The sequence below is a fragment of the Acidisoma silvae genome (genome assembly GCF_020618775.1).
Classification (GTDB): domain Bacteria; phylum Pseudomonadota; class Alphaproteobacteria; order Acetobacterales; family Acetobacteraceae; genus Acidisoma; species Acidisoma silvae.
In genome coordinates, this window is sequence record NZ_JAESVB010000003.1 from 191267 (window position 1) to 206505 (window position 15239).

Consider the following 15239-nt stretch of genomic DNA (forward strand, 5'->3'; position numbering starts at 1 on the left):
TTAGCGCGCCGGTCAAAACGCCTGTCAGTTCTGCCCCACGCGGTCCGGCAGCAGCTTGCCAGGATTGAGGATGCCGGACGGGTCCAGCGCCGCCTTGACCATGCGCATGACCTCAATGGTCTCCTCGCCATGTTCGCGCACCAGGAAGTCACGCTTGCCGCGGCCCACACCGTGTTCACCGGAACAGGATCCGCCGAGCGACAGGCCGATCTCCACGATCTTGCGGTCTAGCGTCCAGGCGCGCTCCTGCCCACCGTCCTCCGGCGGCACCAGAATGACCGTGTGGAAATTGCCGTCACCGACATGGCCCACCATGGGCGCCAACAGGCCAGCGTCCACGATGGCGGCTTTCACGCCCAGCACGGCCTCGGTCAGTTTCGAGACCGGCACGATGGTATCCGTCACGAAGGCGCCATAGGTCGGGCGCATGGCGCGCGCCGCCCAATAGGCATCATGACGGGCCTTCCATAGCTTGTTGCGCTCCTCGGGGTCGGTCGCCCAGGCGAAGGCACGGCCGCCATTGTCGAGCGCGATGCTTTCGGCGACCTCGGCCTGTTCCCGCACGCCGGCCTGGGTGCCGTGAAACTCAAAGAACAGGCTGGGCAGAACCTCAAACCCGGTGAGTTTGGAATAGGCGATGCAGGCTTCCATCTGGCTCTCGTCCAGCAGCTCGATGCGGGCGATGGGGATGCCGGCCTGCATGACCTCGATCACCGTCTGCACGGCCGCCGCCATGCTCTCGAACTGGCAAGTGGCGCCAGAAATCGCTTCCGGAATGCCATGCAGTTTGAGCTGGATTTCGGTGATGATGCCGAGCGTGCCTTCCGACCCGATGAAAAGGCGTGTCAGATCGTAGCCGGTGGCGGATTTGCGCACGCGCCCGCCGGTTTTGATGACGCGGCCATCCGCCATCACCACCGTCAGACCCAGCACATTGTCGCGGATGGTGCCGTAGCGCACGGCATTGGTGCCGGAAGCGCGCGTCGCGCACATGCCGCCGATGGAGGCATCCGCCCCCGGATCGATCGGCATGAACAGGCCCTGGTCGCGCAGATATTCGTTCAGCTTGCTGCGCACGACGCCGGCCTCGATCCGGCAATCCATGTCTTCCGGATTGACCTCCAGGATGCGGTCCATGCGGGACAGGTCGATGGTCAGCCCGCCCTCGATAGCGCTCACATGGCCTTCCAGCGACGTCCCGGTACCGAAAGCCACGACCGGCAGGTGCCGCGCATGGGCCAATGCCACGAGTTTCGACACTTCCTCGGTCGTCTCGGCGAAGGCGACGAGGTCAGGCATGCCGATCAGTCCGGAGCCTTCGCCATGGCTATGCTGTTCCCGTACGCTGGCATTGACCGTAATGCGCTCCCCCATGAACGGGCTGGCTTCCGCCACAAGGCTGTCGATCACATCTTGGCGCACAGGTCAGGCTCTCCTCGGGGCAATGGCAGGGTGTCGGCAATTCACCGGAATGACGGGGAGTTGCCGGCTGCCCAAATGAAGGCGATGATCGGCCGACACACAACAGCCGATCCGCGGAGGCCGCCATGAGCAACCACCTGAAATTCTACATCGACGGTGCCTGGGTTGACCCGATCGCGCCGAAAGCCATCGACGTGGTCGATCCTTCGACCGAGGAAGTTTTCACCCAGATCTCCGGCGGCACGGTCGCCGATGTTGATCGCGCCGTCGCCGCCGCCCGCGCGGCTTTCGACGGCTTCTCCCGCACCTCGCCGAAGGAACGGCTGGAACTGCTGGAAGCGATCCTGGCGGAATATGACCGCCGCTATGAGGATATCGCCCAGGCCGTGAGCATGGAAATGGGCGCGCCGCTGTCCTTCGCGCGTTCGGCCCAGGCTTGGATCGGCCAGGCGCATCTGCGCGAAATCGTGCGCGTCATGAAGGACTACCGCTTCTCCTATATGGAAGGCGGCATGCAGATTTCCCGCGAGGCCATCGGCGTCGTCGGCATGATCACGCCGTGGAACTGGCCGCTGAACCAGATCACCTGCAAGGTCGGCCCGGCCATCGCCGCCGGCTGCACCATGGTGCTGAAGCCCTCAGAAATCGCCCCCATCACCGGCATCATCTTCTCCGAGATCATGCATGACGTCGGCGTGCCGAAGGGCGTCTTCAATATGGTGAACGGTGAAGGCGGCGTGGTCGGCGCGGCGCTCTCCTCCCATCCGGAAGTGGACATGATGTCCTTCACCGGCTCCACCCGCGCCGGAATCCTGGTCGCCAAGGCCGCCGCCGAGACCGTCAAGCGCGTGCATCAGGAACTGGGCGGCAAGTCGCCGAACATTCTGCTCCCCGAAGCCGATTTCCCGCGCCGGGTGACGGAAGGTGTCGCCAATATGTTCAGCAATAGCGGCCAGAGCTGCAACGCGCCGTCGCGCATGCTGGTGCCGCGCGACCGTCACGCCGAAGTGGTCGAAATTGCCCGCACCGCCGCCGGCAATTTCACGGTCGGCGATCCGCGCAGCGAGAATTCCAACCTCGGCCCGGTCGTCAGCAAGGTGCAGTTCGACAAGATCCAGAACCTGATCCAGTCGGGCATCGACGAAGGCGCGGAACTCGTCGCCGGCGGCCCCGGCCTGCCCGACGGTCTGTCGAAAGGCTATTACGTGCGGCCGACCGTCTTCGCCAATGTCACACCCGAGATGCGCATCGCCAAGGAAGAAATCTTCGGGCCGGTTCTGTCGATCATGCCTTACGATTCTGAAGAAGGTGCCATCGCCGAAGGCAACAACACGGTCTATGGCCTGGCCGCCTATGTGCAGTCGGAAGACCTGGAAAAGGCGCGCCGCGTCGCCAACCGGATGCGTGCCGGCACGGTCTATATCAACGCCCCCTCCACCACCATCTCCGCCCCCTTCGGCGGCTTCAAGCAGTCCGGCAACGGCCGCGAATGGTCGCATTGGGGCCTGGACGATTTCACGGAAATCAAAGGCATCGTCGGTTACGGCGAAGCCTGAACTGGTGGCATCCGGGCGCGTTAATCCGCGCGTCCGGATGATATCCAGCAGTATATCCCTTTGACATATACGTTCGCTCCGTTATGATTGGGTAACGGCGGAAGCGAAACGGTATGACCCGCACCAAGCTTTTCATGACAAACCGGTCCCAGGCGCTGCGCCTGCCACGCGACGTCGCCTTTCCAGATGAGGTCCAGGACGTGACTATCGTCAAGGACGGCGCAAGACGTATCGTCACGCCGGCCGATGCGGTCTGGGACGACTTCTTTGCATCGCCGGGCATTGATCTCGGGTCACGCGAACAACCCGCCATGCAAGACCGCGACGACTTCTAAATGCTGCGGTATCTGCTCGATACCAATCTCTGCATCCGCGTGATGCGCGACAGACCGACCGGTCTGCGCGCGCGCTTCAATGCGGAAGCCGAAGGCCTGTGCATCTCAACGATCGTTTTGACCGAGCTTTTGCACGGTGCCGGCAAATCGGCACGACCGATCGAAAACCGCCGCGACGTCGAACGGTTTGCAGCCAGACTCACTGTTCTTGCTTTTGACGAAGCTGCTGCCGCGCATGCCGCTGATATCCGCATGGCGCTCGAGCGCGCAGGCCAGACTATCGGCCCGTTCGATCTGCTCATCGCCGGCCAGGCCCGTGCGCGGGGCCTAGCCGTCGTGACCGGAAATCTGAGGGAATTCAACCGAGTGCCAGGCCTCTTGTGCGAGGACTGGCTATCCGCTGACCCGAACTGAACCGTTCAGCTTTTGCCGTCGAAGAACTCGCGCACCTTGGCGAAGAAGCCCTCCGCCTCAGGGCTGCCTTTGGCGTGCTGGGTCGCTTCCTGCTCGAATTCCTCCAGCAGCTCGCGCTGGCGGCGCGTGAGATGCTGCGGCGTCTCGACCGCAACCTGGATATACATATCGCCCCGCGCCGCGCTGCGCAGAACGGAGAAGCCCTTGCTGCGCAGGCGGAACTGCTCGCCCGATTGCGTACCGGCTGGGATTTTCACCTTGGCGCGCGACCCGTCGATGACCGGCACCTCGATTTCCCCGCCCAGCGCCGCCTGAGAAATGCGCAGCGGCACGCGGCATAGAATGGTGGCGCCGTCGCGCTGGAAGATGGCATGCGGACGGATGGAGATATGGACATACAGATCTCCCGGCTGGCCGCCGGCGCCTGCCGCCTCGCCCTCGCCGGTCAGACGAATCCGTGTGCCGTCTTCCACGCCGGACGGCACGGTGATCTGCAAGCTGCGCTCGCGTGCCACAGTCGCCTGACCATGGCAGACGCGGCAGGGATTGCGGATAACGCGCCCCGACCCGCCGCAGGTCGGGCAGCTGCGCTCGACCAGAAAGAAACCCTGCTGCGCCCGAACCTTGCCCATGCCACCGCAGGTCGAGCAGGTATCGCTGGCTGCACGGTCCTTGGCTTCCGAGCCGGTGCCGTCGCAGGCATCGCAATTGACCCGGGTCTGAACCTTGATCGTCGATTTGGTGCCGAAATAGGCTTCCGACAGATCGATTTCGATATTGGCGCGAATATCGCCGCCGACCCGCGTGGCGCGACCGCCGCCACCGCCGCCCCGCCGGCCCATGAAGTCGCCGAACATCTGGTCGAAGATATCGCCAAGGCCACCGGCCTGGGAGAAGTCGAAGCCACCGGCACCCGCACCGCCATTCTCGAAGGCAGCATGGCCGTAGCGGTCATAGGCCGCACGCTTCTGCTCGTCCTTCAGGATCTCGTAGGCCTCGTTCACTTCCTTGAACTTGGCCTCGGCCGCCTTGTCGCCCGGATTGCGATCCGGGTGAAACTGCATCGCCAGCTTGCGATAAGCCTTTTTGAGGTCGTCCGCGCTCGCGTCGCGCGCCGCGCCCAAGGTCGTGTAATAGTCGTTCTTCGCCATAGAATGCCCTCAGCCCTTTACCGGCCGCAGCGGCGCCTTCTGCTTGTCAGCGAGCCGCTTATCCAACCAACCCCCATGCAAGGAAGACGCCTGCGCCTCGGATGAAGCGCAGGCGTCTCTCACGTCACAGAGATGCTAATCCGGAAAAAGCCCGGATCAGGACGACTTTTTCTTGTCGTCGATTTCCTCGAACTCGGCGTCCACGACATGTTCGCCGTTCGGGCCTGTGCTGGCACCACCCGGCGCTTCGCCGCCCGGTGCAGCGCCGGCTTCGGACTGCGCCTTGTACATCGCCTCGCCGACACGCATCGCGACCTGGGTCAGACGCTCGCTGGCTGCGGCCAGAGCCGCCGCATCGGTACCTTCCAGCGCCGTGCGGGCCGCCGCGATCGCGGATTCCGCTTCGCCCTTATCCTGGGCCGAGATCTTGTCTCCGCCTTCCGACAGGGTCTTCTCAGTCTGGTGGACCAGGCCTTCAAGCTGGTTGCGGTTTTCGACGAAAGCGCGACGTTCCTTATCGGTCGCCGCATTGGCTTCCGCCTCACGCACCATGTTCTGGATATCGGCATCCGACAGGCCGCCCGAGGCCTGGATGCGGATCTGCTGCTCCTTGCCGGTCGCCTTGTCTTTGGCCGAGACCGACACGATGCCGTTGGCGTCGATGTCGAAGGTCACTTCCACCTGCGGCACGCCGCGCGGTGCGGGCGGCAGACCGACCAGGTCGAACTGGCCCAGCGCCTTATTATCAGCCGCCATCTCGCGCTCGCCCTGATAGACCTTGATGGTCACGGCGGTCTGGTTGTCTTCGGCGGTCGAGAAGGTCTGGCTCTTCTTGGTCGGGATCGTGGTGTTGCGGTCGATTAGGCGGGTGAAGACGCCACCCAGCGTCTCGATGCCCAGCGACAGCGGCGTCACGTCCAGCAGCAGCACGTCCTTCACGTCACCGCGCAGCACGGCGCCCTGCACGGCGGCGCCGATGGCGACCACTTCGTCCGGGTTCACATTGCGGGCCGGATCCTTGCCGAAGAATTGCTTCACGGCTTCGATGACCTTGGGCATGCGGGTCATGCCGCCGACCAGGATCACTTCGTCGACTTCGCCCGCCGTCACGCCGGCATCCTTCAGCGCGGCGCGGCAGGGTTCCAGGGTGCGCTGGATCAGGTCATCGACCAGGCTTTCCAGCTTCGCGCGGGACAGCTTCAGCACGAGATGCTTCGGGCCTGAGGCATCGGCCGTGATGAAGGGCAGGTTGATCTCGGTCTCTTTCGCGGAGGAAAGCTCGATCTTCGCCTTTTCGGCCGCTTCCTTCAGACGCTGCAGAGCCAGCTTGTCCTTGCGGAGGTCGATGCCGTTTTCCTTGCGGAACTCGTCGGCCAGATAGTCGATGATGCGGATGTCGAAATCCTCACCACCCAGGAAGGTGTCGCCGTTGGTGCTCTTCACTTCGAAGACGCCGTCGCCGATTTCGAGGACGGAAACGTCGAAGGTGCCGCCGCCCAGGTCATAGACCGCGATGGTGCCAGCGGACTTCTTGTCCATGCCATAGGCGAGCGCGGCCGCAGTCGGCTCGTTGATGATGCGCAGGACTTCAAGACCGGCGATGCGGCCGGCATCCTTGGTTGCCTGGCGCTGGGCGTCATTGAAGTAGGCCGGAACGGTGATCACGGCCTGGCTGACGGTCTCACCCAGATAGGCTTCCGCCGTTTCCTTCATCTTGGTGAGAATGAAGGCCGAAACCTGGCTCGGCGCGTATTTCTCGCCACGGGCTTCCACCCAGGCGTCGCCATTGTCGCCCTGGACGATGGCATAGGGCACCAGCCCCTTGTCCTTCGAGACCAGCGGATCCTGGAAGCGGCGGCCGATCAGGCGCTTCACGGCATAAAGGGTATTGGACGGGTTGGTGACCGCCTGGCGCTTCGCGGCCTGGCCGACCAGACGCTCACCGCTTTCGGTGATGGCGACCATGGACGGCGTCGTGCGGGCGCCTTCGCTATTCTCGATCACGCGGACATCCTTGCCCTCCATGATCGCGACGCAGGAATTGGTTGTGCCGAGGTCGATACCGATGACCTTGCTCATGCTTAGTCTCCTTTATAAGCGGGGGCGGCCGACCCGAAGCATCGGAGCCCCCCTTGGGAACAACTTTAACCTAGATAGCTTCGCGACTTTGCCAAGACAAGACGGCATTGCCCAAATTTTGGGCATTGCCGCCGAATCCCACCGACTCGCGCAAGATTGGCCTCAGGCCTGCTCAGCCGGCGCCTTAGCCACGACCACCATGGCCGGACGCAGCAGGCGCCCGTTCAGGGTCCAGGCTTGAGTCCAGGCCTGGACGACGGTGGCGGGCGGATGCTCGACCGTTTCCAGCTCGCTCATGGCCTGATGCAGATTGGGGTCGAACAGCTTGCCGGTCGGGTCATCCGTCTGCACGCCGTTGCGCTCCAGGGTCGCCACGAAGCTGCGCTCGATGCCTTCGAAACCGTCCCGCAGCTTGCCGATGATCTCGGCCTCGCCCTCGGCACGCGGCGGCAGGCTGGTCAGGCCGCGCTTCAGATTTTCGGCAACTTCCACAACGTCCTTGGCAAATTTCTGCACGGCGAAAAGCCGCGCGTCTTCGACCTCGCGCTTGGTGCGGGCACGCAGATTGGCCATTTCGGCCTCAGCCCGCATCCAGTTGTTGCGCATCTCGTCACGCTCGGCTTCCAGCGTCGCCAGCCGGTCCTCGATCGAGAGTTCGGCGGCGGGAAGGTCGATGGGCTCTTCAGCCGGATTGGTATTGGGATTTTCAGTTTCGGTCATGGGCCCTGACTTAGGTTTGAGAAAGGCACCGTGCAAGCGCCGGATACACGAAATTGCGATCTGCCAGATACGCATGGCGCGAATTTCGTCAACCGTCTCGCATCAGACCACCGCGTGACGGAAAGCCGTCATCGCGGCAGCCAGACGCTGAAACGGGTGCCCTGGCCTTCTTCGCTGGTAATGGTCAACTGGCCGCGATGGCGGTTCACGATATGCTTGACGATAGCCAAGCCAAGTCCGGTGCCGCCGACCGCGCGCGAGCGGCCTTTGTCCACACGGTAGAAACGTTCGGTCAGGCGCGGCAGGTGGGCTTTGGGGATGCCCGCGCCGTCATCGGCGACGGCCATGACGACGCCGGGGCGGATCGGCCAGGGCATGCCGGAGACAGCCTCGACGGTCAGCGTGATGCAGCCGCTTTCGCGCCCGTATTTCAGCGCATTATCGAACAGATTGCTGAGCACCTGGGCCATCTGGTCGACGTCGCCCGGCACCGGCGGCAGATCGGCCAGGCGCAGATCCAGCCGCACCCCGCGCGCGACGATGCGCGGCTCGAAGGCGGCCAAGGTCCGCTCCACCAGGTCGCTGAACAGGATCTTACCCTGCGGCGGCTGATGCTCGGACAGCTCGATCCGCGACAGGCTGAGCAGGTCGTCGATCAGCCGGTTCATGCGCGCGGCCTGCTGGGCCATGATGTCCAGAAACCGCTCGCGGGCCGGCAGGTCGTCCTTGGCCGGCCCCTGCAGAGTTTCGACGAAGCCCATCAGGCTGGCCAGCGGCGTCCGCAACTCGTGGCTGGCATTGGCCACGAAATCGGCCCGCATGCGCTCCACCGCCCGCTCCCGCGTGTGATCGACGAGCAGGACCGAGACGTGACGCTCCTCATACAGGCCGCCGTCGAGCGGCGTGACCATGGCATGGATTTCCCGCGTGACGGGCGCGGCGAACAGCAGATCGGCGGCCTGCGGCGTATTGGTCGCCAACGCACGGTCGATGGCGCCCCGCAGCAGCGGGTGGCGCAGCACGGCGGCCGTATCATCGCCGACCGTTTGCCGCGCGGCCTCGTTGGTGCGCTGTACCGTCCCGTCCGCCGTCACCAGCAGCAGCGGTTCGGGCAGATGTTCGATGATCGCGCGCTCTGCGTCCAACTGGCCTTCCAGCCAGACCAGGCGTTCGCGCGTCCTGATGACAGCCTGGCCCAGAAAGGTGCCAACCCGCTCGATCTCCGGCAGGCGCGGCGGATCGGTCGGCTCTCCCGTCACCACCCGGCGCAGCCGCTCCAAATCCTGCCGCCACAGGAAGGCGACGACCATCGCCGCCAGCATTTCCACGACAATCAGGACCAGCACGATGTCGAGCGGCGCGGTGCCGGCCAGAACCATCAGGATCTGGCCCAGAACCGGCACCGCCAGAATCAGGAGCATCCACCGGCCAAGGCCGGGCACCCGCGGGTTATCCATGATGCGATACTCTGGCGACGCGGGTGGTCATGAAGGGTGGATCAGCTTCCGGAGGCGAAGGATTTGGGCGCCGGCTGCACGATCTGCGCGCCATCCTGGGACACCTGGAACACCGCCAGGCCGCGCTTGACCGACCCATCCGCACCCAAAGCCACCAGCCCATCCGCCCCGGCGAAGCCCGAGGGATTGGTCAGCGCCGCCTGATCGATCTGTCCGTTCTGCGTCGTCACACGGGCGATGGCACCGGCATCGAAGGCGATGGCCGCAATGCCCGAGGGCGCACCGCCATAGGCCTGGGCATAGCTGGACTGGAAGCTGGCCCCCACGGCCGGATCGGGCGCCGCGTAAAGCGCGCCCCGGAAGCCGGCGGCAGCGACGGCAGCCGGATTGGCCGCCCAAAGGCCCGGCCCCAGCACCAGAACCGGGCCGGGATTGACGTCGTAATAGGGCATGAGCGACGCCAACTCACCCAGGCCGCTGCCGGTTTCGGCCACCAGCAACGCCTGGAAGGGCGGCGGCGGAATAGGGGTGCGGGCCAGTTTCGCGGCCTCGCGTCGGCCTTCCACCGTATGCGACCCGCGCAGGCTCTTGATCTGCGCATCGATCGGTCCACGACGGCCGGCATAGTCCGACAGGCTGCGCAGGGCGGAATTCATCGAGGAAAAGCTGGAATAGGTTTGCACCTGGCCATTGCCGCCCGCATTTTGCAGAGCGCGGGCCATGGCGTCGCCCAGCGGATTTTCGGGCAGCAGGGCTGCGACCTGACCGTGGCCCTGTGCGCTCGCGGCCTGGGTCAGCGCCCGCACCTGTTCGGCCGGGGTGATGCCCAGCGCCCACAGGCCTGGGCGGGCGACCGAAGAATCCGAGGTCAAAGCCAGCACATCGACATGAGCCGGACCGGTGACACCGGCGACGGCGGCGGCTTCCGAATTGGTCAGCGGCCCGATGATGACGCCGGCACCGTCGGCAATCGCCTTCTGCGCAGCCGCCACGGCACCTTGCGGTGTGCCGCCGGTATCGAGCACGTCCAGTCCACTGCCACCCGTCGCGCCCAGGCCGAGCTTGGCGGCATTGACGAGTTCGGTCGCGATCCCCGCATAGGGGCCGGTGATCGGGGCCAATATGGCGACACGGCTGCCCGCCGGCGCTGGCAGCGCAGCTGCACCGCCGCCGGTCAGACCTTGCGGCGCGCCGGGGCCAGCGCCCATGCTGGGAGACCCGTAAGGTACAGCGCAGCCCGCGAGACCGAGGGCCGCGAGGAGAGCAGATGCCGGAGCTAGACGCACTTCAAAATCCTCCGTCGGAGCAGGAGCCGGTTCAGCCCGCCCTTGGCGTCTGGCCGAGCGTGAACGGCAGCCCTGCCCAGCTTGTGCTGGTTTCTACACCGATCGGCAACCTGGGGGATGTGACAAGTCGCGCGATATCGGCCTTGAGATTGGCCGATATTGTGCTTTGTGAAGATAGCCGTGTCACGCAACGCCTCCTCTTTGCCTTGGGACTGAAAGCAAAGCTGGAGAGTTTTCACGATCATAACGAGGAAAGCCTGACACCGCACCTGCTGGAAGCGATGCGGAACGGCCGCAAATTCGCCCTCGTCAGCGATGCCGGGACGCCACTGATGTCCGACCCCGGCTTCCGGCTGGTCCGCGCGGCTGTCGCCGCAGGCCTGGGCGTCACGGCACTGCCCGGCCCCAATGCGGCGGTGACGGCACTGACGCTGTCAGGCCTGCCGCCGCACCCTTATCTGTTTCTGGGCTTTCCGCCGCCGCGCGGTGCCGCGCGCCGTACGGCCTTCGCTGCCTTGCGCGCAGCCGAGACCGCCGGCCTCTCGGCCAGCATGATCTGGTACGAAAGCCCGCATCGGGTGGCCGAGATGCTGGCCGACCTTCAGACCGTCTTCGGCGACCGTCCGGCGGCGCTGGCGCGCGAGTTGACGAAGCATTTCGAGGAGGTGCGGCGCGGTCCGCTCTCCACCCTCATCGCCGGGGTCGAGGCCAATCCACCGCGCGGGGAAATCTGCGTCGTGCTCGGCCCGCTCGACCCCGACGCGGACGAGCCCGAATTCGATCTCGACGCGCGACTGCGCGCCGAGCTTAGCCGCACCCGGTTGAAAGAAGCCGTTGCCCAGGTCGCGGCCGAGACCGGCCTGCCCCGCCGACAGGTCTATGCCCGGGCCTTGGCGCTGTCCGGCGAGACCGAAAGCTGATTTTAAATCAAAGATGATCTATCAAGTGTGTGGGAATCCGCGCTAGATCGTTTTCTGTCCAGCCAGAACAGCTCTTTTCGTCATGCCCGGCTTTATGCCGGGCATCCAGGCGTATTGATACCGCTGCGACTGGATCCCCGAGACAAGCCCGGGAATGACGAAATCTTTTGTAAATCCCTTTGGATTTTGCGAAAGCCGTTTCACTCAAATAAAGCACGTCATCGCAATCAGAAAAGTTTGTGATCCAGCCCAGTCAGCGTGATCTTCGTGCCGTCCGTCAGCGTAATGACGTCACCACCTTTCGTTAAAGTCTCAGAGGCGACCGGTATCGTGCTGCCATAGCCGGTGAACTCGATCTTATCATGGCAGGAACTGAAGCCCTGAACGACCTCCGTTCCACCGGCATGACCCGCGATGAAGTCGAAGATCTCCTTGCCGCTGCCGGCCGAGATGGTGGAAGCGCCGCTGCCGCCGAAGATGGTCGCGCTGCCGGCCCCAATCGTCGCAGCCGCCGTGCCGGACCCGGTGAAGAACTGTTCAGATTGGGAGCTTGCACTGCCGTCGAAGCTAATCTTGCCGCTGCCGCCGACGACCGTGGTCGGCCCTGTGCCGGCATAGGCGGCGGTCGTTCCCGATCCACCGACCAGAAGCGTGGCACCGGCACCACCGACCAGGGTCGCATTGCCGGAGCCCGCCGAAAAAGTTGTCGTCCCGTGACCGGATCCGCCGAACAGGGTGGCACTTCCCGCACCGGCCTGCACCACGGCATTGCCGGTACCCCCGGTGAAGAACAGTGACCCGGCGCCGCCGTCTACCACAACCTTGCCGGAACCACCGATGATGGAATCGTTGCCCTCCGCCAGAACGGTGCTGCTGCCTGAACCTCCGTTCAACAGCAGGGTCGTATTGCCGGCGAGAAGATAGGTCGCCGACCCGGCACCGCCCACAAGGATATCGTTGGACGCAAAGTCAAAAACCTGACTGATCGTTCCAGGAATAAAGTTATAGGATACCGTTCCACCAATGACGGTAGATTCACCCATCTCACAACTCCTCAGTTATATATTTGCTAATTTAAATTTGTCAGAATTATCTGAGTCATAATAATCATGTTTCGAACACGTTCGAAAAAATGTAGCAATATATTGCGATAACGGACCTAGAGGATAAAATACCGCGTTGCAACAGAAAGTATTAGTACTTTTGACATAAAGATTTTGGTGTCAAAGGATTTTGCCCACTATCCGTCAAAAAATTGATGGCTGACGCAATCTTTGTCCGGGCGTGCCTTAGCCCCGATCCAGACGGTGACAGTTTCGTGTCATGGACCTTTGCTTGCATCAGGCAAGCTTTACGCACAACAGACAAAGTAATCCTTGCCATATTCGAGCGCTGGCACCGATTTTTGATGCAAAGACCAAAGATTTGTTGTGTGAATCACGTCACGCGGCCCGCCGCATTGCGCGGGCGCCGCCTCTTCTGAAGAGGCAAAAATATCAGCCTGGTATGCGGCCAGGGCGAAGATTAGGTTGTTTTATCACTTTACTGCCGGCGACATAACGACGCTTGGCCCTGGGCGATTTTGATTTTTTCTGCGAGCGTCAGCTTCGTCACCGGCTTGCCGACGATCGGCACATGCCGGAACCGATCCGCGATGGCCAGCCCGTCCCCATAGCCGGTCACAAAGACGAAAGGCACCGCGAGTGCCATCAGCCTGTCGGCGACCGCCTCCGATGTCTCATGACCCAGATTGAAGTCGAGCAGTGCCAGATCGGGCGTTTTCATCGCGATGAGGCGCGTTGCCTCGGCAACGCCGGAGACCATCCAGCATTCCCCGGCGCCGAGGTCGTGCAGCATGTCTTCCATATCGAGCGCGATCAACACCTGATCCTCGACGACAAGGACGGACTGCCCCTCAAGCATGGGCGGCATCTTCTGCGCGGTCACGACGAAAAACTGCCCCAGCGCGCGGGCGTACACGGTATTTTGGGGCACACAGGCACTGGTTTCCTCATGAACTTCAACCACTTGTGTTCACGAGTAACATAGAAGCCGCAGGGCGTCGGTCCACTTGTAGACGGTTCGACCAAAGTAATAGGAGAGATGCGCATGGCGACGCCGACACCGCAGGAGCTGACCGGCAATGGCCTGCTTTCGACCTTGCGGGACAATGACCGGGATCGGCTGACGCCCCATATGATGATCTTCGATCTGAAAGCGGGGGATGTGCTGCAACGGGCAAGCGAGCCCGTGACGGAAACCTGGTTTCCCTGCAACTCCGCCCTCGCGTCCTTTATGGTCAGCACCAGCGCCACCAACGACGCGGTCGAGGTGGCGCTCATCGGCCGCGAAGGTGCGGTCGGCGGAATCGTCTCCAACGGCAGCCTGCCGTCCTTTGCTACCGCGACCGTGCGTAATTCCGGCAAATTCCTGCGCATCAAAACCTCGGCACTGGAACACGCCAAGATCGACTCGATCCACCTGCGGCACTGGTTTTCACGCTATTCGGACTGTCTTCTGGCCCAGGTGTTTCAAACCGCCGCCTGCAATGCCAAGCACACCATCAACCAGCGCGCCGCGAAATGGCTTCTGGCCGCCTTGCGGCGTACGGGCGAGCGCGAATTCGAAATGACACAGGAGCAGCTGGCCGAGCTTCTGGGCGTCGGCCGTACCTTCGTCACCCGCACCGTGTCGAAACTGCGCGCCGAAGGCTATATCGAGACCCGTCGCGGCGTCTTCGTGGTGGCCAATGAAAGCGGCCTGAGCGCTCTCTCCTGCCATTGCACCACGGCCATCGAAAATCACTTCGACACGGTCATGCACGGCGTCTATCCAGCGGATTAGTTGCAGTCTTCCGCGGTTAGGTTAGGACAGGCGCGTCACGCACCGATGGAAAGCGCCTCGCATGCGCCTGCGCCAGGTCGATCTCAACCTCCTGAACGTTTTCGACGCGGTCATGCGCTTCCGCAGTGTTACCCAGGCGGCGGAATCCCTGGCGCTGTCGCCCTCCGCCGTCAGCCATGCTCTGGCACGGCTGCGCCTGGCACTGAAGGACGATCTTTTTATCCGGGACGATCAGGGCATGACGCCGACGCCCCGCGCCCTGGCGCTCGCCGGCGGCATTCAGGATGGGCTTTCCCTGCTTGCCCGCACGCTGGACGCGGAGCCTTTCCTGCCGTCCGATTCCATCCGCACCTTCCGCATCGCGGCGGGCGATTATGCCACGGCTTTTCTACTGCCACCCCTGATGCGGCGCTTGCTGCGAGAAGCCCCGTTGATCGACCTGCGCGTCATGCCGGTGAATCGCACCGATGTCGGACGGCTGCTCAATACCGGTGCGGTCGATCTCGTCATTGGATGGTTCGACCATTTGCCACCCGATCTCAGCCGCCAGCTGCTGGTACGGGACAGTGGCGGCCTTGTGGTGCGCGCCGGCCATCCTTTAACGGAGGGCGTGCCGACCTTTGCCCGAGCCGCCGCCTTCCCGCATGTCGTCGTCGATCTGACAGGTGAGGCCGATGGGCGTGGGGACGGGTTCTTTGACGATCGCGGCATGATCCGCCGCGTCTGGATGGAGCGTCTGGTGCTGCATTCGCGCGAGGACGCGAGCAATGCCGCCCGCGTCGCGCTCAGCGTGCCCCATTTCACCAGCATACCGTTCCTGCTGCGGGATACGGACCTGGTCGCGACCCTGCCGCGCCGGTTGGCTGACTGGGCGACGGCCGATGGCGGACTTGTCTATCTCGGGCCGCTGCTGGCACCGGAAGAGGTCGATGTCGAGATCATCTGGCACAACCGCACCGATCAGGATGCCGGGCTCGCCTGGCTGCGCCGGACGCTGATCGAGGCCAATCAAGCGCCGGCCTGACCGTCAGCAGGCTGCTGCAGGAAGTTCAATT

14 protein-coding genes are annotated in these 15239 nt (G+C 63.6%); 6 read left to right on the plus strand and 8 right to left on the minus strand.

Annotated features, from left to right (window positions below):
- Positions 1–24: 24 nt before the first annotated feature.
- Positions 25–1374: an FAD-binding oxidoreductase gene (locus ASILVAE211_RS08920; protein WP_227321269.1), complete on the minus strand. Its 1350-nt coding sequence runs from the start codon at positions 1372–1374 to the stop codon at positions 25–27.
- Positions 1375–1547: 173 nt separating this feature from the next.
- Here ASILVAE211_RS08920 and ASILVAE211_RS08925 point away from each other — a divergent pair, with 173 nt between their 5' ends.
- From ASILVAE211_RS08925 to vapC, 3 genes are all read left to right on the plus strand, one after another.
- Positions 1548–2978 carry an aldehyde dehydrogenase family protein gene (locus ASILVAE211_RS08925; RefSeq protein ID WP_227320958.1) on the plus strand — a complete coding sequence of 477 codons (1431 nt, stop codon included), beginning with the start codon at positions 1548–1550 and terminating at the stop codon, positions 2976–2978.
- Between the two features lie 113 nt (positions 2979–3091).
- Entirely contained in the window at positions 3092–3313 is a 222-nt protein-coding gene (gene vapB, locus ASILVAE211_RS08930; RefSeq protein WP_227320959.1) for a type II toxin-antitoxin system VapB family antitoxin, read from the plus strand.
- Positions 3314–3727, plus strand: coding sequence for a tRNA(fMet)-specific endonuclease VapC (gene vapC, locus ASILVAE211_RS08935; RefSeq protein WP_227320960.1), 414 nt, complete (start codon positions 3314–3316; stop codon positions 3725–3727).
- Positions 3728–3732: 5 nt separating this feature from the next.
- On the opposite strand, the gene dnaJ is transcribed toward vapC, so the two are convergent.
- The 5 genes from dnaJ to ASILVAE211_RS08960 all read right to left on the minus strand — a co-directional run bounded on the left by dnaJ (position 3733) and on the right by ASILVAE211_RS08960 (position 10420).
- A complete protein-coding gene (gene dnaJ / locus ASILVAE211_RS08940; RefSeq protein ID WP_227320961.1) occupies positions 3733–4878 on the minus strand; it encodes a molecular chaperone DnaJ in 1146 nt (381 codons plus the stop codon).
- Positions 4879–5034: 156 nt separating this feature from the next.
- Positions 5035–6957 carry a molecular chaperone DnaK gene (gene dnaK, locus ASILVAE211_RS08945; RefSeq protein ID WP_227320962.1) on the minus strand — a complete coding sequence of 641 codons (1923 nt, stop codon included), beginning with the start codon at positions 6955–6957 and terminating at the stop codon, positions 5035–5037.
- Between the two features lie 162 nt (positions 6958–7119).
- A complete protein-coding gene (locus ASILVAE211_RS08950; protein WP_227320963.1) occupies positions 7120–7677 on the minus strand; it encodes a nucleotide exchange factor GrpE in 558 nt (185 codons plus the stop codon).
- 128 nt (positions 7678–7805) lie between these two features.
- A complete protein-coding gene (locus ASILVAE211_RS08955; RefSeq protein WP_227320964.1) occupies positions 7806–9134 on the minus strand; it encodes an ATP-binding protein in 1329 nt (442 codons plus the stop codon).
- Between the two features lie 41 nt (positions 9135–9175).
- Entirely contained in the window at positions 9176–10420 is a 1245-nt protein-coding gene (locus ASILVAE211_RS08960; RefSeq protein WP_227320965.1) for a penicillin-binding protein activator, read from the minus strand.
- Between ASILVAE211_RS08960 and rsmI the strand changes: the two genes are divergently transcribed.
- A complete protein-coding gene (gene rsmI, locus ASILVAE211_RS08965) occupies positions 10402–11340 on the plus strand; it encodes a 16S rRNA (cytidine(1402)-2'-O)-methyltransferase (protein WP_227320966.1) in 939 nt (312 codons plus the stop codon). The two genes, ASILVAE211_RS08960 and rsmI, sit on opposite strands and share 19 nt — an antisense overlap.
- Positions 11341–11567: 227 nt before the next feature.
- Here the strand turns inward: rsmI and ASILVAE211_RS08970 are convergent, their stop codons facing one another.
- Both ASILVAE211_RS08970 and ASILVAE211_RS08975 read right to left on the minus strand, forming a co-directional pair.
- Complete coding sequence (locus tag ASILVAE211_RS08970) at positions 11568–12383, minus strand: calcium-binding protein (protein ID WP_227320967.1); 816 nt, start codon at positions 12381–12383, stop codon at positions 11568–11570.
- 499 nt (positions 12384–12882) lie between these two features.
- Positions 12883–13335 carry a response regulator gene (locus tag ASILVAE211_RS08975; protein ID WP_227320968.1) on the minus strand — a complete coding sequence of 151 codons (453 nt, stop codon included), beginning with the start codon at positions 13333–13335 and terminating at the stop codon, positions 12883–12885.
- Between the two features lie 114 nt (positions 13336–13449).
- Between ASILVAE211_RS08975 and ASILVAE211_RS08980 the strand changes: the two genes are divergently transcribed.
- Positions 13450–14184 (plus strand): Crp/Fnr family transcriptional regulator, encoded by a 735-nt coding sequence (locus ASILVAE211_RS08980; RefSeq protein ID WP_227320969.1) that lies wholly within the window; start codon positions 13450–13452, stop codon positions 14182–14184.
- Positions 14185–14245: 61 nt separating this feature from the next.
- The gene (locus tag ASILVAE211_RS08985; protein ID WP_227320970.1) at positions 14246–15208 is read left to right on the plus strand and encodes a LysR family transcriptional regulator; all 963 of its coding nucleotides are present in this window, start codon (positions 14246–14248) and stop codon (positions 15206–15208) included.
- Positions 15209–15239 lie beyond the last annotated feature (31 nt).

What these genes read in the sequence shown, in the direction of transcription:
- ASILVAE211_RS08920 (WP_227321269.1), bottom strand. Translation starts at nt 1,374, where the DNA reads ATGGGGGAGCGCATTACGGTCAATGCCAGCGTACGGGAACAGCATAGC.
- ASILVAE211_RS08925 (WP_227320958.1), top strand. Translation starts at nt 1,548, where the DNA reads ATGAGCAACCACCTGAAATTCTACATCGACGGTGCCTGGGTTGACCCG.
- vapB (WP_227320959.1), top strand. Translation starts at nt 3,092, where the DNA reads ATGACCCGCACCAAGCTTTTCATGACAAACCGGTCCCAGGCGCTGCGC.
- vapC (WP_227320960.1), top strand. Translation starts at nt 3,314, where the DNA reads ATGCTGCGGTATCTGCTCGATACCAATCTCTGCATCCGCGTGATGCGC.
- dnaJ (WP_227320961.1), bottom strand. Translation starts at nt 4,878, where the DNA reads ATGGCGAAGAACGACTATTACACGACCTTGGGCGCGGCGCGCGACGCG.
- dnaK (WP_227320962.1), bottom strand. Translation starts at nt 6,957, where the DNA reads ATGAGCAAGGTCATCGGTATCGACCTCGGCACAACCAATTCCTGCGTC.
- ASILVAE211_RS08950 (WP_227320963.1), bottom strand. Translation starts at nt 7,677, where the DNA reads ATGACCGAAACTGAAAATCCCAATACCAATCCGGCTGAAGAGCCCATC.
- ASILVAE211_RS08955 (WP_227320964.1), bottom strand. Translation starts at nt 9,134, where the DNA reads ATGGATAACCCGCGGGTGCCCGGCCTTGGCCGGTGGATGCTCCTGATT.
- rsmI (WP_227320966.1), top strand. Translation starts at nt 10,402, where the DNA reads ATGCCGGAGCTAGACGCACTTCAAAATCCTCCGTCGGAGCAGGAGCCG.
- ASILVAE211_RS08970 (WP_227320967.1), bottom strand. Translation starts at nt 12,383, where the DNA reads ATGGGTGAATCTACCGTCATTGGTGGAACGGTATCCTATAACTTTATT.
- ASILVAE211_RS08980 (WP_227320969.1), top strand. Translation starts at nt 13,450, where the DNA reads ATGGCGACGCCGACACCGCAGGAGCTGACCGGCAATGGCCTGCTTTCG.
- ASILVAE211_RS08985 (WP_227320970.1), top strand. Translation starts at nt 14,246, where the DNA reads ATGCGCCTGCGCCAGGTCGATCTCAACCTCCTGAACGTTTTCGACGCG.